The sequence below is a fragment of the Azospirillum terrae genome, from assembly GCF_053470425.1.
Window position 1 is genome coordinate 114077 of record NZ_JBPXMR010000003.1, and the last position, 16120, is coordinate 130196.

Here is a 16120-nt window from a genome sequence, read left to right on the forward strand (position 1 = left end):
TCTCCCGCTGTGCAGCCGAAAAGGTTAGCGCGATTCCAGTGCCTTGATACGATTCTTTAGGTCTACCACGTCGGCAAAGAAGCGCTTGAGCCGGCCGAGGTTCTTCATCTGCTCGAACGCCTCGGCGCGCGGCATGGCGGGATAGCCCATCCACACGGTCTTCGGCGGGATGTCGCGCCCGACGCCGGAACTGGCGGCGACCACGGAGTCGCTGCCGATGGTCTTGTGGTCGGCGACGCCGACCTTGCCGGCCAGCACGACGCGGTCGCCGATGGTGACGCTGCCGGCGACGCCGACATGGCCGCACAGCATGCAGTTGGTGCCGACCACCGTGTTGTGGCCGATCTGCACGAGGTTGTCGATCTTGCTGCCGCTGCCGATGCGCGTCGCCGTGACCGTGCCGCGGTCGATGGTGGCGCCGGCGCCGATCTCCACGTCGTCGCCGAGGATCACCGTGCCGATGGAGTTGACGCGGCGGATCAGCACGTTGGTGCCGGTGACCTTGCCGGTGGTCTTGGCGGACTCGACGCTGCCCGGCTCGGGCGTCACGAAGCTGAAGCCGTCGTTGCCGACCGCGGCGTTGGGGTGGATGATGCAGCGCTCGCCCATCACCACCCGCTCGCCGACGCGCGCGCCGGGGTGGAACAGGCAGTCCTTGCCGATGACGGCCTCGGCACCGATGGTGGCGTGCGGCATGACGATGCAGCCGGCGCCCAGCACCGCCTTGGGACCAACGTAGGCGAACGGGCCGACCGACACGCCCTCGCCCAGCTCGGCGTCCGGCGCCACGAAGGCCTGGGGGTGGATTCCCGGCTCAGCGTGCACGGGCTTCTCGAACACGTCCATCAGGCCGGCCATGGCGTAGCGCGGGCGCTTGACCAGAATGGCGCCGGCCAGGGTGTCCGGCACCGGGGTGCCCTCGGCCAGCACGGCGGCGCGGGCTTTGGTGCCGGGCAGCAGGGCCAGCAGCTCCTTGTCCATGGCGAGCGCCAGATCGCCCGGCCCTTCGGCCTCGGACGGGTGGACGGCGCGGGCGATCTCGATGGAGCCGTCGCCCTCGACACGGGCGTCCAGGGCGGCGGCGATCTCGGCGAGCTTCATGGGCGGGGAGCTTGTGCAGGGGAAATGGGGCGTGATCCTAGCATGAATCGCCGATGGACGAAAAGTCGGGCTATCCGCCCTCATTCCCCGGTCTGCAACAGCGCGCCGCGCACGCGGGCCTGACGGAAGGACCACAGGAAGCTGGCGGCGCACAGCGCCATGTACACGGCGTTCAGCCCCAGCGCCCAGGCCATATGGTCCCAGCGCAGGACGTTCTGGAAGACCAGCGCCCGCATGCCCTCGAACACGTGCGTGGAGGGCAGCGCCAGCGCCACCCCCTGCAGCCACCCCGGCAGCACCGAGACCGGGTAGTAGACAGCGCTGACCGGCGCCAGCATGAACACCAGGATCCACGCCAGCCCCTCCGCCCCCATGCCATAGCGCAGGATCAGCGCCGCGGTGAACAGCCCGAGCGCCCAGCCCAGCAGGATCAGATTGGCGAAGAACAGCGCCAGCGGCGCTCCCATGCCGAACACCGAATAGCCGAAGAACGGCACTGCCAGCAGCGCCGCCGGCACGACGCCGATGATGGTGCGGATCAGGCTCATGACCATCAGCGCGGTGACCCACTCCACCGGCCGCAGCGGGCTGACGAACAGGTGGCCGAGGTTGCGCGACCACATCTCCTCCAGGAACGACACCGACACGCCGAGCTGCCCGCGGAACAGCACGTCCCACAGCAGCACGCCGCTGATCAGCACGCCGGCCCCCTGCGCCACCCAACTGCTGTTCTGCGCCATGAACTGGTTGATGTAGCCCCACAGGATCATCTGCATGGTGGGCCAGTAGGCCAGCTCCAGGAACCGCGGCCACGACCCGCGCAGCAGGTACCAGTAGCGCAGCACCATGGCGCCGACGCGCCGGGGGGAGAGGTCGAAGGTTTCGGTCATGGTCATACTGAAGCCGGCGCTACTTTTTTTCATCATCCCCGCGAAGGCGGGGATCCAGCCGACTCAGGTGCGCCACCTCAAAGCCTGGATCCCCGCCTGCGCGGGGATGACGGTTGAAAGGCGTGATGGCGGACCAGCCACCCGTGTCGGACAGATCTTCGATCCAGTCCAGGATATGGAGTTCGGCCGGATCACCGGTAAGCGCCAGTGATTGCTGCCGCAACGTCTCGGCTTCGATTGTGCATCGTGTCGTCATATTCTTCACTCCGCCGCCTCCACCGACTCCGGCTTGCGGTCCCGCGCGATGTCCAGGAAGACCTCCTCCAGCGAGCCGCGGCCGTAGCGGGCGCGCAGCGTCGAGGGCGAGCCGTGGTCGACGATGCTCCCCTGGCGCAGCATCAGCACCTCGTCGCACAGCCGCTCCACCTCCAGCATGTTGTGCGAGGCCAGCAGGATCGTGGCCCCGGACTCGTTCCGGTAGCGCTCCAGGTACGTGCGGATCCAGTCCGCCGTGTCCGGGTCGAGCGACGCCGTCGGCTCGTCGAGCAACAGCAGCTCAGGCCGGTTCAACAGGGACTTGGCCAGCGCCACGCGGGTCTTCTGGCCGGCCGACAGGCTGCCGGACGGGCGGTCGAGGAACTTCGTCAGGTCCAGCTGCTCCGCAAGCTCCCCGACGCGGGCGCGCACGCCGGACAAGCCGTAGAGGTGGCCGTACACCGTCAGGTTCTCGCGCACGGTCAGCCGGTGCGGCAACTCGACATAGGGCGAAGAGAAGTTCATGCGCGGCAGCGCCGCGTGCCGGTGCCGCGCCATGTCCGCGCCCAGCACCTCCACCGTGCCGGAGGTCGGCAGCAGCAGGCCCAGCAGCATGGAGATGGTCGTCGTCTTGCCGGCGCCGTTGCCGCCCAGCAGCCCGGTCACCGAGCCCTCGGCCACGGTGAACGACACGGAATCGACGGCGGTGACCTCGCCAAAACGCTTGGTCAGCCGCTCTGCCTTAATCGCGGCCTTGCTGGGGGGATGGCTCATGGGCGAAGAATATGGCTGCTCGCAGCGGAATCACCAAGCCGCCGCCCGTCCACGCCCGGCCGGCCACACCAGGACACGGAACCGCCCCATGACGCTCGCCGCCTCATCCTCCTCGGGCTCCCCCCGCTCGGGCATGTCGTCCGCGCTCGCCATGCCGCCCGGCATCTGGTCGGCCAAGGATGGGCGGGTGACGCTGCGCACGCTGATCTTCATCCGCTGGATCGCCGTCGTCGGGCAGCTCGCCACCGTGCTGATGGTGCAGGGCTGGCTGGGCTACGCGCTGCCGGTCGGGCCGGTGCTGGCGGCCATCGGCGCTTCGGTGCTGCTCAACATGGTGGCGATGGCGCAGCGCGGCGGGCGGATGCGGCTGGCCGACCGTGATGCGGCGCTGTACCTCGCCTACGACATGCTGCAACTGACGCTGCTGCTGTATCTCACCGGCGGCCTGTCCAACCCGTTCGCAGCGCTCTTGCTGGCGCCGATCACCGTGGGTGCCGCGATCCTGTCGCGCTACAGCGTGGTGCTGCTGACCGGGCTGAACCTGTTCTGCCTGACCGTTCTGGCGCTGTGGCATTTCCCGCTGCCGTGGGCCGAGCCGACGCCGGTGGTGGCGCCGCTGCTGGCGTTCGGGTTGTGGATGTCGCTGTCGGTGTCGGCGGTGTTCATCGCGGCGTACGTCTTCCGCGTCGCCGACGAGGCGCGCCGCTTCGCCGACGCGCTGGCCGCCACCCAGGTGGCGCTGGCGCGCGAGCAGCGGCTGTCGTCGCTGGGCGCGCTCGCCGCGGCGGCGGCGCACGAGTTGGGCTCACCGCTCGGCACCATCGCGGTGGTCGCCAAGGAGCTGTCCAAGGAACTGCCGCCCGACAGCGAGTTCGCCGAGGACGTGGCGCTGCTGCAAAGCCAGGTCATGCGCTGCCGCGAGATCCTCGCCGACCTCGCCCGCAAGCCCGAGGCCGATGGCGGCGACCCGTTCGAGCGGCTGCCGCTGACCGCGCTGATCGACGCCGCCGCCGCCCCGCACCGGCTGGGCACCGTGGAGTTCCACGTCGAAGCCGCGCCCAACGAAAACGACGAGGAGCCGGTGATCCGCCGCGCCCCCGAGATCATCCACGGCCTCGGCAATTTCATTCAGAACGCGCATCAATTTGCAGAGCGCCATGTAAACGTGCAAGCCGGCTGGGACCGCGGGGCGGTGGTGGTCAGCGTCACCGACGATGGTCCCGGCTTTCCGCCTCAGGTGCTCAGCCGCATCGGCGAGCCTTACATCTCCACCCGCGGTGAGCGTGGCGGGCACATGGGGCTGGGGATTTTCATTGCGCAGACACTGCTCGAGAAGACCGGCGCGAGCGTGTCGTTCACTAATAATCGTGGCGGTGGCGCGCGAGTTGTCGTACGCTGGGACCGTGCTATCCTAGAGCCAAAGGACTAGTAGTGGATAACGCGATGGCATCGGACGAGAGTCCCGTCACGGATGTTGAAAAGCTCACGTTCAGCGGAGACGTTACCCGTAGTCTTCTGATCGTTGATGATGACGCGCCGTTCCGCATTCGCCTTGCGCGTGCGATGGAGAAACGTGGCTTCAACGTGGTCGCGGTGGATTCGGTTCAGGTCGGCATCGAGGTCGCGCAGGAATCCGCTCCGGCCTTCGCTGTCGTCGACCTGCGGCTGGCGGACGGCAGCGGCCTGGACGTGGTGAAGACTCTGCGCGACGCCCGCCCGGACGCCCGCATCGTCATGCTGACCGGCTACGGCAACATCGCCACCGCGGTGGCGGCGGTGAAGGCCGGCGCCGTGGATTACCTGCCCAAGCCGGCCGACGCCGACGCGGTGGAACAGGCGCTGCTGGCCGATGGCCGCCCGCTGCCGGCGCCGCCGGACAACCCGATGTCGGCCGACCGCGTGCGCTGGGAGCACATCCAGCGCGTCTTCGAGCAATGCGACCGCAACGTGTCGGAGACGGCGCGCCGGCTGAAGATGCATCGCCGCACGCTGCAACGCATCCTCAACAAGCACGCCCCGCGCGGCTGACCCTGTTTCGGCAAAAGAAGCCAGGCACACGAAAAAGCCCCCTCCCGCAAGGAAGGGGGCTTTTTCGTGTGCCCGCTTTTCGTGTGTGTGCGTCAGCGCTGGGTCGAGCAGGTCTTGACGCCCAGCAGCGTGTAGGCCGGGCAGAAGCCGATCACCGCGGTCAGCAGCGGGATCAGGCCGACCCAGCCCCACGGGGTCTGCGGGCCGACGAACACCAGGGCGATCAGGATCAGGCCGACGACGGCCCGCAGCGCGCGATCGACGCCACCAACATTGCTGCCGAGCATGGAAGGAACTCCGAAAGGGGTTTGCGTTCTCGTAAGTCCTTTCTACGCCTGTGGGCATGGCGGGTCTGTGACGGAGTCACATGAGAAGACGCTTGTTTGCGTGTCTCTATTGGAACGCCACCCGCGCGTTCTCGCCGGGGTTGGGCCGTTCGCCGGTCAGCTTGGCCTTCGCATAGCCGTAGGCCCAGACCATGGTGCTGGACGGGCTGTCCCAGTACTCGGCGGAATCGACGGTCACCTTGATGAGCGCGATGTTGGGATCGTCCGTCCCCTTGGGGAACCACGTGGTCATGATCTCACTCGAGAGGTGGCGGATCTTGTCCTTGTCGCGCACCAGTTCGGCCACGCCGGACACCGAGACGTAGTTCTGCGCGGACGGGTTGGCGTAGGCGAGGTTGACGCGCCAATGCCGCTCGATCTCGGTCGCCTTGTCGGAGTGCGCGTCGGTGAAGAACCACAGCGTGGCGTTGTCGAACCCCGCGTGCGGCAGCGTGCCCATCGGGCGCGCGTGCAGATGGCCGTTGTCGTCCAGCGTGGTCAACATGGCGATCCGCATATCCTTGATCATCTGCCAGAGCTTGTCGGCGGCGTCGCGGTCGGTGGCCTCCCGTCCCATGGCGATCCTCTCTCTTGGTAGCCCCTTCGGACTTCAAAAAACCGGCGGCCCGGCACGGAAGTTCCGCTGCGGCGGACCGTCAGGCCGGCGCGCCCCGCCGACGCCGAATGGCCCACAGTCCAGCCACCCCGGCGAAGAACAGGACTGCCGCGGCGGCCAGCGGCCAGCGATGCCCGTGCGCCCAGTCGCGGGCGTCCATCCAGTGATAGGCGAGCTGCCGCTGCGCGGCGCTGTCGAAATCCGGCTCCGGGCAGTCGCGGCCGAAGTGCTCGGCCCACTCCACCAGCGGCCCGTCCTTCACATAGCGCGCGTAGAGCGCCTGGGCGCGGTCGTCGCGGGCGGTGGAGTACATCCAGCCGGTCGCCTGACAGAGCACCGCCGCGAACGCCTGCGAGCGGGGCGGCAGCAGGTCTGCCGCGGCCTCCGCGTGCGCCACCGCGAGGTACCGGTAGTGGTAGCGCTCGTCGGGCCGGGCGCGGCTGGCATCGAAGCGCTGCCGCTCGCCGTCGCTGACGTACGGTTGGCCGTCGAGGGTGCGCTGGCCGAGCCCGACATCGAACGAACCCGAATAGACGGCGTAGTCCGGCGCGGCCTCGGTGCCCATGATCTCCATGCCCTCCCGGCGGGCCAGCACCGCCGCCTGGTGCCACGCGCGCGCCCGGTCGATGCTCCACCAGCCGTCCTGCGCCGCGCGCAGGACCTGGACGTAGTCGGCCGCCAGCCCGGCCACCCGCGGGTCACTGTAGTAGCCCAGCGCCTCGCCGTGCCGGCCATCCCGCATCAATCGCCGCGCCAGCACGTCGCCCAGCGACAGCTGGTGCTTCGTCAGGTATCCGCTGAGCGTCGTCCACGGTTGTTCGGACGTCCCGTCGGCCGAGGGTGCGGGGGCGTCCTTGCCCCTGGAGTCGACGAAGACCTTCAACTCGTCGGTGGTCAGCACCCGCTCGGCGATGTGAACGACGTCGCCCCAGTAGGTCAGGGCGAGGGGATACAGCAGCTCCAGCGCGTGGACGTACTCGCCGCGCGCCAGCGCCAGCGTGCCGGCTTCGCCGCGCACCCGCGTGGCGTTGTCCGGGTCGAGCGCTGCGGCGCCCTCGGTCGGGAACGCCCGCGCCGCCTCGGCGAGGAAGCCCGCCGCTCCGGTCCTGTCGCCGCGTTGCAGCGCCAGCTTCGCCTTGACCCACGCGGCGAGCGGGCCGGGCGCTTTGTCCGCCAGGCGCCCGGCAAGGTCGTAGCGGGCCTGCCCGTAGGCCAGCGAGGCAAGGCGGTCGGCGCCGGTCACGCGGTCGATGCCGTGCTGGTCCAGCGCCGCGACGATGTCGGCCAGCATGCCCTCGGCGCCCTCGGTCCGCGCCTGCGCGTAGGCGACGATCAGCCGTTGCGGGAGCGCCCTGGGGAAAGCGGCGGCGAGCAGCGGTGGGACCGCGGTCAGCCGGCGGGCCACCACGCGCAGGGAATCCAGCCCGTTGCGCGACCCGCGCGCCGCCTGTTCGGCGTACAGCGTGACCGCGGCGTCCATCGCGCTGGCGTAGGCGTCTTCGTCGGCGGACGCCAGAACCCCGTCCTCGCTGACCAGCCGTTCGGCGCGGATGAGGTGCAGCCGGCCCTGCTCGCCCAGGCTGGCGACCGCGAGGCCCAGCGGGTCGGGGGCTCCGGCGCGCGCCAGGGTGCGGGTCAGGGCGAACGCCTGCTCGGCCTTCTCCCAGTTCTCGCCCTCGGCGGCGATGCGGCCCAGCATGAAGGCGGCCCAGACCGCGCGCCGCGGGCGATCCGGCTCGGGAAGGCCAAGCACCTCCTCGAAGCGGGCCGTTGCCGCCGCGAGATCCTTGGCCTGGAAGGCGACCGCTCCGGCGGTGTAGAGCCGCGCGGCCGGTGTCGGCTCTTCCGCATCGGCGCGCTTGCGCGCGCTGTCGGCGTCATCGCCCTCCACCGGCTTGAGGCCGTCGTCGGGTGCCGGCACGAGCCGCGCCGCCTCGAAGGCGAAGCTGTTGGCCGGCGCCGCCTTCAGCGTCTCCTCGCGGCGGTCGAGGAGCTGCCAGGGGAAATCCGGTCCGCAGGCGATGGCACCCGACACGGCCATGCCGGCGATCACGGCCAACGCGGCCAGCTTACGGTCGAACATCGATCATTTCCCGCTTCGTGGCCTGCTCCATGGCGCAGCGCATCCAGCCGATCACGCGCCGCTCGCCGCCGCGCAGCGTCCCCTCCCGGCTGGACTCCAGGGTGGGGTGCTTGCCGTCGCGCCGCAGCCGGTAGCCGTTGATGCCGTCCGCCAGTGTGCAGGAATCGTCTAGCACGACCGAACGCGGCAGGTCAGCGTCGATGTCGCCGGCGTTGGCGAGGACGATGTCCGCCAAGCCCGGCGTGGCGGTGGCCCTCGCTTCACCCACCACTGTGGTGCGCAGAGATCCGCCGCGGACCACGGCCCGCCACGTCGCCGGGCTCCACGCCCGCGCGTCGGTGGTGATGGGCAGGCGGAACCACGCCACGCCCGCGAAATGACGGGGCGGCGAGCGCTCCAGCGCGCGCAGCAGGCCGGCGACCGCCGCGGGCGAAGCCGCCAGTTCGCTGGCCGCGCCGTCTCCGTTGAGCGTCGGCGCCTCGCTTTCCACCGCGACGAGGCGGCCGTCCTCGCCCCAGTGGACCCGCGACCCGTAGGTCGGCAGCGCCACGCGGAACGGCCGGGCGGTGCGCCGCGCCAGCGCCTCGGCCCAGCCCAGCGCCAGCCGCGCGTCGAACAGTCCGAATCGCGGGTTCCGCACCGCGTGGACCTGCAAGACGATCTCGTCGGGCTGCGCCGCCAGATCCTCGAACAGCGGCGCCGACAGCCACGCGGGGAGCGCCGTGATGGTGACCGGCAGACCCGCCGGCAACTGGCCGCGCACATTTGCCAGGAACCGGATGTAGCCGGCAAGCCGGGCGGTGGCGCAGTCGTGGTCGATCTCCAGCCCGGCGAGGGGTATGCCGTGCGCGCCCGCCCGCGCAACGATGCCGGCGATGTCGGCGGCCAGCGCGTCGGACTCCTGCGTCTGAAGCTGTCCGTCGATGCGGACCACCGCGACCACCGGCCGTCTGCTGGCCGCGAGAGCGCCCCAATCCACACCGGGCAACGCCCAGCGCCCGGCGCCGTCGGCCTCGGCGACCAGGACGCGCCACGCCCGCACGAAGTCGGCGGAGTGCTGCACCGCCTCGATCACCGGCGGCGTCCACAGGCGTTGCCAGACATAGGCGTCGTGTGCCGGGATCGGGGCCGGACCGGCGGAGCGGGCCACGAGGCCCAGGAGAAGCAAGACAAGATGCGTGTACCGCACGAGCCGCGCCTCCCGTCACCCCGGCGGCAGCATGGCGCCGGGCGGCAGGTTCACCCCCGCCACCCGCCAAGCCGGCGGATAGCCCGGCACCGCGATGTGGTCGAGCCGGGTCAGCGACAGCGTGTCCACGCGGAAGCGCAGCGCCATCTCCGGATCGAGGCCCAGGGCGGGCACCAGCGCCGCGCGAATCGGCCCGCCGTGCAGCACCGCCACCATGTCGCGCCCGGCGTGCGCTGCGGTCAGGCGCTCCATCGCCGCCGACACGCGCGCCACCACCTCCACGAAGCTCTCGCCACCCGGCGGGCGCTCGACCGCGGGGGCGCGCCAGAAGCGGTGCGTCGCCTGCGGGCGGCTGGCGTCCAGCTCGGCGTAGGTCAGGCCCTGCCACTCGCCGAAGCTCTGCTCGGCCAGGGTGGGTTCGACCAAGGGAGCCGGCGGCGCCTCGCCGTCCCAGGCGGCGCGCACCGCGGCGGCGGTCTGCTGCGTGCGGCGCAAATGAGTCGCCACCCAGACGGCGCCGCGCGGCAGCGCCGCGGCCAGCGCGCGGAAGGAGCCGGCGTCGCCGGTGTCGGCCTCGATGTCCGCCTGGCCGTAGAGCCGGCTCTCGGGGTTGATCACGGGGGCGTGGCGGATCAGCCACCAACGGGTCACAGTGGTGGTTTCCAGGGCAGTCATCCGCGCAATCCTACCAGGGTGAGCAGGACGGCGATCTCCGCCGCCTGCTGGGCGGCGCCCAGCACGTCGCCGGTGTAGCCGCGCAGGTGCCGCAACGCCAGCAGTCCGGTCGCCACCGCCGCGGTGGAGGATGCCAGCGCCACCGCCAGCACCGCCGGCCCGACCGCGCTCAGCGTCACCACGGCGGCCAGCGCCAGCGCCAGCACGACGCGCTTGGACGGCGGGCAGCCGTGCCCGGCGGCGAGGCCGTCCTTGCGGGCCGGTGCCATCGTCCAGGCCATGGCCGGCAGCACGGCGCGCGAGCAGGTCGCCGCCGCGACCAGCGCCGCCGCGACCTCCAGCGGCCCACCCGACGGACCACCCAGCGCCGCCAGCGCCGACACCCGCAGCGCCACCGCCAGCACCACCGCCAGCACGCCGTAGCTGCCGACCCGGCTGTCGCGCATGATCTCCAGCTTGCGTTCCCGCGTGCGCCCGCCGCCGAAGCCGTCGGCGACGTCGGCCAGCCCATCCTCGTGCAGCCCGCCGGTGGCCCAGGCCAGCGCCGCCACGACCAGCACGGCGGCGATGGTGGGCGGCAGGTTGGCAAGGCCGGCCAGCGCGTACACCCCGCCGCCGAACAGCCCCAGCGCCGCGCCGACCAGCGGGTACCAGCCCATGGAGCGCGGGTACAGGTCCGGCGCTGGCTGGTGGCCGAGACGGAGCGGCAGCCGCGTCATGAACACGGCGGCGAGCATCAGCTCGTCCAGCCAGGCGGCGCGGTGGCGCGGGCGATGGGGGGCGGTGTCGGGCATCGGCCCTTCCTAAACCAAAGCGCTGCCATGCGCGAGCGGGCCGTGCGGCCACCGGCCCGCAACGCTTTACCCCGCCCGCGATTCCTGCCAGTCTCCCGCCGAATTTTCCCCTCCCATTCCGCTTGGTCTTCGCATCATGAGCAATCCGCAGCCCGCCCTGACGTTCGAGGAAATCCGCGCGCTCGTGCGCAACCTGCCCGGTCCCGACCAGGGCGCCGGCACCGCCGCCGTGCAGCGCGAGCGCGAACTCACCAAGCCGCCCGGCGCGCTGGGCCGGCTGGAGGAGCTGGCGGAATGGCTCGCCACGTGGCAGGGCCAGCACCCGCCCGAGGTGCGCCGCCCGCGCGTCGCGGTGTTCGCCGGCAACCACGGCGTGGCGGCGCGCGGCGTCTCCGCCTTCCCGGCGTCGGTCACCGCGCAGATGGTCGCCAACTTCCAGAACGGCGGAGCCGCGGTGAACCAACTCTGCGACGTGGCGGACGCCGACCTGCGCGTCTACGAGCTGGACCTCGACAACCCGACGCGCGACTTCACCACCGGCCCCGCCATGGATGAAGAAGAGTGCTGCCGCGCCATGGCCTACGGCATGATGGCGGTGGAGATGGGCGTGCAGCTCATCGGCCTCGGCGAGATGGGCATCGCCAACTCCACCGCGGCGGCCGCCATCGCCTGCGCGCTGTTCGGCGGCGAGCCGGAGCAGTGGGTCGGCCGCGGCACCGGCGTGGACGACGAGGGCTTCCGCCGCAAGGTGGCCGCCGTGCAGGCCGGCCTGGAGGCCAACCCGCAGGCCAAGGACGACCCGTTCGAGGCGCTGCGCTGCCTGGGCGGGTTCGAGCTGGCCGCCATCGCCGGCGCCGTGCTGGCAGCGCGCATGGCGCGGGTGCCGGTGCTGCTCGACGGCTACGCCTGCACGGTCGCCGCCGCGGTGCTGTTCAAGGCCGACCGCCGGGCGCTCGACCATTGCATGGTCGCCCACCGCTCGGTCGAGCCGGGGCACACCCACCTCATGGAGGCGCTTGGCAAGAAGCCGCTGCTCGACCTCGGCATGCGGCTGGGCGAGGGCTCGGGGGCTGCGCTGGCGATCAACCTCGTCAAGGCCGCCGCCGCCTGCCACTCGGGCATGGCCACCTTCGCCGAGGCCGGAGTCGCCGGCAAGGGCACCTGAGTCGAACGGCAAGCCGCCGCCCGGTCTCGGAGTCGGCGGCTTGCCGCTCATTGTTGCGTGACAATGAAATCATTAATCGTCGTTAAGTATTTTTATTCCGAAACACGGTTTACAAGTTCTGAACGCCGCCCGCCCCCAGGCGTGAGTGTGGTGTTTTGCTTCGGTTTGGTGGTCTCGTTGGCCATTTTGTCGCGCCTGTTTTGCTGATTGTCGTTGTATCCTGGCTACCCTGTCCGGGAAGGCGCTCAATTATGCAGAATATTAGCATACGTATTAAGTTCCTGCTGTTGTCGCTGGTCACGGTGCTGGCTCTGATCGTCGTCAGTGTCGTGCTGCTGTCCGCGTTGCGGGACGCGCAGGTGCAGGACAGCAAAGATCGGGTGCGCTCGATCGCCGAGGCGGCGCTGGGCATCGTCAAGGATTACGAGGCGCGTGCCATCCGCGGCGAGTTGCCGGCTGACCGGGCCAAGGAACTGGCCCGCAACAGCCTGCGCGCCATGCGCTACGCCGGCACTGAATACATATTCGCCAACGAACTCGACGGCAACACGCTGGTCAACGGCGGCCGGCCGGACATGGAGGGCAAGAACCTCATCGGCGTCAAGGACGCCAACGGCGTCTTCCTGATCCGCGACCTGATCGCCGGGGCGCAGCGCGGCGGCGAATTCGTCTCCTACGCGTGGCCGAAACCGGGCTCTACGGAGCCGAGCCCGAAGCTGGGCTATGGGCTGCTGTCGCCGGAGTGGAAGTGGATGGTCGGCACCGGCGTCTACGTCGACAACATCGAAGCCGACTTCCGCAAGCACGCGCTGGCGGCCGGCCTGCTCGGCGTTCTGGTCGCGATGGTGGCGCTGGGGCTGGCCTATGTGATCGCGCGGTCGGTCAGCACGCCGCTGCTGCGGCTCACCGGAATCATGCACCGGCTGGCCGAGGATGATCTGACCGTAGACGTGTCGGACACCGGGCGCCGCGACGAGATCGGCACCATGGCGCAGGCGGTCCGCGTCTTCAAGGAGCGCGGCATCGACAACCGCCGCCTGCGCCAGGAACAGGAAGAGGCGCAGACCCGCAACGCGACCGAGCGCAAGGCCATGCTGATCCAGTTGGCCGACGCCTTCGAACATTCGGTGCGCGGCGTCGTCGAGGTGGTCGCCACCTCGGCCCAGAGCGTGCACGGCTCGGCCAGCGCGCTGTCCTCCACCACCCAGGAGGCGACCCGGCAGGCCGCCGCCGCCGCTGCCGCCGCCGACGAGGCGTCGAGCAGCGTCAACACCGTGGCCGGCGCCACCGAGGAACTGACCGCCTCCATCCGGGAGATCGGCCGTCAGGTCGCCGCCTCCAGCAGCGTCGCCACGCAGGCGGTGGAAGAGGCTGACCGGACCAACCAACTGATGGCCGGCCTCGCCACCGCCGCCCAAGAGGTGGGCGAGGTGGTGAACCTGATCAACACCATTGCCGGACAGACCAACCTGCTGGCCCTGAACGCAACCATCGAGGCGGCGCGGGCGGGCGAGCACGGCAAGGGTTTCGCGGTCGTGGCCTCGGAGGTGAAGGGCCTCGCCACCCAGACGGCGCGGGCGACCGACGAGATCCAGGCCAAGATCGGCGAGATCCAGCAGGCGACCGGCGCTGCCGTCTCGGCGATCCGCGACATCGGCGCGGTGATCGGCCGAATGAACGCCATTTCCAGCGCCATCGCCGCCGCCATCGAGGAGCAGGGCGCGGCGACCCGCGACATCGCCGGCAACATCAATCAGGCGGCGCAGGGCGCGCGTACGGTGTCGACGAACATCACCGGGGTGAACCGCGCCTCGGCCAACGCCGGGTCGGCGGCCGAGCAGGTTCTGGGCGGTGCCGGCGAACTCGCCACCGCCGCCGAACGCCTGCGAGGCGAGGTCGGGCGCTTCCTGTCGGGCATCCGCGCGGCGTAGAGCCCGTTACCGGATCTCCACCCGGTAGGAAAACCCATCGGCCCGCCCGCGGCTGCGCCGCCATTCCAGCGCGGTGCCGTCGTGGGCGAAGGCGGTGCGCTCGATGGACACCATCGGCGTGCCCGGCCGGCAGCGCAGCAGGCGCGCCACCGCCGCGTCCGCCTCGCCCACGGTCAGCAACTCCTCGGCCCGCGCCACCACCTGACCGCACTGCGTCTCGTACACCGGGTAGAGCAGCGGCCCCAGCTCCTCGACCGGGATGTCCAGGAAGGCGCGGAAGCGGTCGTGCGGCAGCACGATATCCTCGGCCAGGAACGGCTCGTCGCCCCACAGGCGCAGGCGCTGCATGCGGATCACCGGGGCGTCCGGGGGCAGGCCCAACGCCGCCTCCGGCGCCTCGGCGGCGGGGACTACCTCGCGGCGCAGGATGCGGCTGACCGGGATGTCGCCCCTATCGCCGCCCCCATCGCCACCGCTGTCGCCGGCATGGCGGAAGAAGCGGAACAGCGACTTGTCGAACTGTGCCCGGCGGACGAATGTGCCGCTGCCGTGCCGGCGCTCCAGCAACCCCTCGTCGACGAGCTGCTGCAACGCCTTGCGCATGGTGCCCACCGAGACGCCATAACCGCCGGCCAGCGCGTTCTCGGCCGGGAGAGCCTCGCCGGGCGGCCAGGCGCCCTCGGCGATGTGGCGGGTCAGCACGTCGCGCAGGCGGGCGTACAGCGGCAGGCGCCGGTCGGTCTGTTCGAGGTCGGCCGGGGAGATGTCAGGGGTCGGTCGCATGGGCGCAGTATGCGCAATGGCGAGCGGTATGACCAGTCCTGTAGATGACCAGAACTGCACCACCCGCCCCGAATGGGCGGATGGTGCGGTGCTGGCGGATCACACCGTGCGGGCTTCGCCCACGGCGGCCTCGGCCGGCGGTGCCGCACCGGTGTCGGCGACCAGGATGGTGCCCTTGGTTTCCGGCAGCAGCAGGGCCGCGGTGATGACGATCAAGTAGGCGATACCGGCGAAGATGCCGATGGCATAGCCCAGCGTCAGCGTCGCGCTGAGATAGCCGACGAACACCGGGAACAGCGACGACAGGATGCGCCCGAAGTTGTAGCAGAACCCCTGTCCGGCGCCGCGCACGGAGGTGGGGAACAGCTCGGCGAAGAACGACCCCATGCCCGCCGGGATGCCCGAGGCGAAGAAGCCCAGCGGCAGGCCGAGGAACAGCATCGCCGTGTTGGAGATCGGCAGGAACAGGTAGACGCTGAGCGCCGCGATGCAGCACGCCGCGAACAGCAGGAAGTTGCGCCGCCGGCCGATGCGGTCGGCCATGTAGCCGCTGGCGACGTAGCCGAAGAACGAGCCGACGATGATGACCATCAGATAGCCGCCGGTGTTCAGCACCGACAACTGCCGCTCGGTCTTCAAATAGGTCGGCAGGAAGGTCATCAGCGCGTAATAGCCGCCGTGCGACCCGACCCCGAGCAGCGCGCCGAACATGGTGTTGCGCAGCAGGGCAGGGCGGAAGATGCCGAGGAACGAGCCCGGCGCGGCGGCGCGCCTGGTCGCGGCGTAGACCTCCGGTTCCTCGACCTCGCGACGGATGAAGATGGTCAGCAGCGCCGGCAGGATGCCGATGAAGAACAGATAGCGCCATGCGTCCGCTTCCGGGAACACCGAGAACAGCGCGGTGTACAGCAGCACGGCGACGCCCCAGCCGACCGCCCAGCCCGACTGCACGGCGCCCAGCGCCTTGCCGCGGTGCTCGCTGCGGATGGCCTCCGACATCAGCACGGCGCCGGCCGCCCACTCGCCGCCGAAACCGAAGCCCTGGAGCACGCGGGCCAGCATCAACTGGTCGAAGCTGTTGGTCAGCGCGATCAGCAGCGTGAACACCGAGAACCACAGGATGGTCCCCTGCAACACGCGCACGCGGCCGAAGCGGTCCGACGCCCAGCCGGCGACCCAGCCGCCCAGCGCCGAGGCGATCAGCGTCGCCGCGGTCAGCCAGCCGGCGTCCGCCTTGCTGATGTGCCACAGCGACAGCAGCGTCGGGATGGCGAGGCTGAACATCTGCGCGTCCATGGCGTCCAGCGTCCAACCGCCGAAGCAGCCCCAGAAAGCCTTGCGCTCTTTGGGCGTGATCTCGAAGAACCAGCGGAACATTGTTTTTCTCCCCAGCCGCGATCCGGCGCCCTCATCACGCGCCTTGCGTTTCCTGACGGCCATGGTGCCTGCTGAAACACTGCTTGTCTAGTCCTATATAGGAGTGTAGCATTCTAACGAGATCGAACCAGTA

16 protein-coding genes are annotated in these 16120 nt (G+C 70.4%); 5 read left to right on the plus strand and 11 right to left on the minus strand.

Annotation, left to right across the window (positions count from 1 at the left end; translation table 11 throughout):
* Positions 1 to 24 precede the first annotated feature (24 nt).
* Positions 25 to 1101, minus strand: a complete 1077-nt coding sequence (lpxD, locus tag ACSVDD_RS10405) for a UDP-3-O-(3-hydroxymyristoyl)glucosamine N-acyltransferase (protein ID WP_448189274.1) — start codon at positions 1099 to 1101, stop codon at positions 25 to 27.
* An 80-nt stretch (positions 1102 to 1181) separates the two neighbouring features.
* The gene (locus ACSVDD_RS10410) at positions 1182 to 1997 is read right to left on the minus strand and encodes an ABC transporter permease (RefSeq protein ID WP_448189275.1); all 816 of its coding nucleotides are present in this window, start codon (positions 1995 to 1997) and stop codon (positions 1182 to 1184) included.
* Here ACSVDD_RS10410 and ACSVDD_RS10415 point away from each other — a divergent pair.
* Complete coding sequence (locus tag ACSVDD_RS10415; protein WP_448189276.1) at positions 1990 to 2202, plus strand: hypothetical protein; 213 nt, start codon at positions 1990 to 1992, stop codon at positions 2200 to 2202. The two genes, ACSVDD_RS10410 and ACSVDD_RS10415, sit on opposite strands and share 8 nt — an antisense overlap.
* A 50-nt stretch (positions 2203 to 2252) precedes the next feature.
* Here ACSVDD_RS10415 and ACSVDD_RS10420 read toward each other — a convergent pair whose 3' ends face one another.
* Entirely contained in the window at positions 2253 to 3020 is a 768-nt protein-coding gene (locus ACSVDD_RS10420) for an ABC transporter ATP-binding protein (RefSeq protein WP_448189277.1), read from the minus strand.
* 88 nt (positions 3021 to 3108) lie between these two features.
* On the opposite strand from ACSVDD_RS10420, the gene ACSVDD_RS10425 reads away from it, so the two are divergent.
* Together ACSVDD_RS10425 and ACSVDD_RS10430 are read left to right on the plus strand one after the other, a co-directional pair.
* Positions 3109 to 4449, plus strand: a complete 1341-nt coding sequence (locus ACSVDD_RS10425; protein WP_448189278.1) for an ActS/PrrB/RegB family redox-sensitive histidine kinase — start codon at positions 3109 to 3111, stop codon at positions 4447 to 4449.
* Positions 4450 to 4463: 14 nt separating this feature from the next.
* Positions 4464 to 5048, plus strand: coding sequence for an ActR/PrrA/RegA family redox response regulator transcription factor (locus tag ACSVDD_RS10430; RefSeq protein WP_448189279.1), 585 nt, complete (start codon positions 4464 to 4466; stop codon positions 5046 to 5048).
* A gap of 92 nt (positions 5049 to 5140) precedes the next feature.
* On the opposite strand, the gene ACSVDD_RS10435 is transcribed toward ACSVDD_RS10430, so the two are convergent.
* The 6 genes from ACSVDD_RS10435 to cobS all read right to left on the minus strand — a co-directional run bounded on the left by ACSVDD_RS10435 (position 5141) and on the right by cobS (position 10731).
* Positions 5141 to 5335: a YgaP family membrane protein gene (locus ACSVDD_RS10435; protein WP_448189280.1), complete on the minus strand. Its 195-nt coding sequence runs from the start codon at positions 5333 to 5335 to the stop codon at positions 5141 to 5143.
* Positions 5336 to 5441: 106 nt separating this feature from the next.
* Positions 5442 to 5951 (minus strand): pyridoxamine 5'-phosphate oxidase family protein, encoded by a 510-nt coding sequence (locus ACSVDD_RS10440; RefSeq protein ID WP_448189281.1) that lies wholly within the window; start codon positions 5949 to 5951, stop codon positions 5442 to 5444.
* A 79-nt stretch (positions 5952 to 6030) separates the two neighbouring features.
* On the minus strand, positions 6031 to 8073 hold the full coding sequence (locus ACSVDD_RS10445; RefSeq protein WP_448189282.1) for a tetratricopeptide repeat protein: 2043 nt from the start codon (positions 8071 to 8073) through the stop codon (positions 6031 to 6033).
* Positions 8060 to 9262, minus strand: a complete 1203-nt coding sequence (locus ACSVDD_RS10450; protein ID WP_448189283.1) for a DUF3142 domain-containing protein — start codon at positions 9260 to 9262, stop codon at positions 8060 to 8062. The genes ACSVDD_RS10445 and ACSVDD_RS10450 overlap by 14 nt, the downstream gene beginning before the upstream one ends.
* A gap of 15 nt (positions 9263 to 9277) precedes the next feature.
* Positions 9278 to 9937 (minus strand): histidine phosphatase family protein, encoded by a 660-nt coding sequence (locus ACSVDD_RS10455; RefSeq protein WP_448189284.1) that lies wholly within the window; start codon positions 9935 to 9937, stop codon positions 9278 to 9280.
* On the minus strand, positions 9934 to 10731 hold the full coding sequence (cobS, locus tag ACSVDD_RS10460) for an adenosylcobinamide-GDP ribazoletransferase (protein ID WP_448189285.1): 798 nt from the start codon (positions 10729 to 10731) through the stop codon (positions 9934 to 9936). The genes ACSVDD_RS10455 and cobS overlap by 4 nt, the downstream gene beginning before the upstream one ends.
* Before the next feature lie 136 nt (positions 10732 to 10867).
* Here cobS and cobT point away from each other — a divergent pair, with 136 nt between their 5' ends.
* Together cobT and ACSVDD_RS10470 are read left to right on the plus strand one after the other, a co-directional pair.
* Positions 10868 to 11896, plus strand: coding sequence for a nicotinate-nucleotide--dimethylbenzimidazole phosphoribosyltransferase (cobT, locus tag ACSVDD_RS10465; protein ID WP_448189286.1), 1029 nt, complete (start codon positions 10868 to 10870; stop codon positions 11894 to 11896).
* A 251-nt stretch (positions 11897 to 12147) separates the two neighbouring features.
* On the plus strand, positions 12148 to 13827 hold the full coding sequence (locus ACSVDD_RS10470; protein WP_448189287.1) for a methyl-accepting chemotaxis protein: 1680 nt from the start codon (positions 12148 to 12150) through the stop codon (positions 13825 to 13827).
* Between the two features lie 6 nt (positions 13828 to 13833).
* Here ACSVDD_RS10470 and ACSVDD_RS10475 read toward each other — a convergent pair whose 3' ends face one another.
* Complete coding sequence (locus ACSVDD_RS10475) at positions 13834 to 14610, minus strand: GntR family transcriptional regulator (RefSeq protein ID WP_448189288.1); 777 nt, start codon at positions 14608 to 14610, stop codon at positions 13834 to 13836.
* A 99-nt stretch (positions 14611 to 14709) separates the two neighbouring features.
* Positions 14710 to 15987 (minus strand): MFS transporter, encoded by a 1278-nt coding sequence (locus ACSVDD_RS10480; RefSeq protein WP_448189289.1) that lies wholly within the window; start codon positions 15985 to 15987, stop codon positions 14710 to 14712.
* Positions 15988 to 16120 lie beyond the last annotated feature (133 nt).

Coding starts and splice junctions, on each gene's coding strand:
- lpxD (WP_448189274.1), bottom strand. CDS start 1,101: ATGAAGCTCGCCGAGATCGCCGCCGCCCTGGACGCCCGTGTCGAGGGC.
- ACSVDD_RS10415 (WP_448189276.1), top strand. CDS start 1,990: ATGGTCATACTGAAGCCGGCGCTACTTTTTTTCATCATCCCCGCGAAG.
- ACSVDD_RS10410 (WP_448189275.1), bottom strand. CDS start 1,997: ATGACCATGACCGAAACCTTCGACCTCTCCCCCCGGCGCGTCGGCGCC.
- ACSVDD_RS10420 (WP_448189277.1), bottom strand. CDS start 3,020: ATGAGCCATCCCCCCAGCAAGGCCGCGATTAAGGCAGAGCGGCTGACC.
- ACSVDD_RS10425 (WP_448189278.1), top strand. CDS start 3,109: ATGACGCTCGCCGCCTCATCCTCCTCGGGCTCCCCCCGCTCGGGCATG.
- ACSVDD_RS10430 (WP_448189279.1), top strand. CDS start 4,464: ATGGCATCGGACGAGAGTCCCGTCACGGATGTTGAAAAGCTCACGTTC.
- ACSVDD_RS10435 (WP_448189280.1), bottom strand. CDS start 5,335: ATGCTCGGCAGCAATGTTGGTGGCGTCGATCGCGCGCTGCGGGCCGTC.
- ACSVDD_RS10440 (WP_448189281.1), bottom strand. CDS start 5,951: ATGGGACGGGAGGCCACCGACCGCGACGCCGCCGACAAGCTCTGGCAG.
- ACSVDD_RS10445 (WP_448189282.1), bottom strand. CDS start 8,073: ATGTTCGACCGTAAGCTGGCCGCGTTGGCCGTGATCGCCGGCATGGCC.
- ACSVDD_RS10455 (WP_448189284.1), bottom strand. CDS start 9,937: ATGACTGCCCTGGAAACCACCACTGTGACCCGTTGGTGGCTGATCCGC.
- cobS (WP_448189285.1), bottom strand. CDS start 10,731: ATGCCCGACACCGCCCCCCATCGCCCGCGCCACCGCGCCGCCTGGCTG.
- cobT (WP_448189286.1), top strand. CDS start 10,868: ATGAGCAATCCGCAGCCCGCCCTGACGTTCGAGGAAATCCGCGCGCTC.
- ACSVDD_RS10470 (WP_448189287.1), top strand. CDS start 12,148: ATGCAGAATATTAGCATACGTATTAAGTTCCTGCTGTTGTCGCTGGTC.
- ACSVDD_RS10475 (WP_448189288.1), bottom strand. CDS start 14,610: ATGCGACCGACCCCTGACATCTCCCCGGCCGACCTCGAACAGACCGAC.
- ACSVDD_RS10480 (WP_448189289.1), bottom strand. CDS start 15,987: ATGTTCCGCTGGTTCTTCGAGATCACGCCCAAAGAGCGCAAGGCTTTC.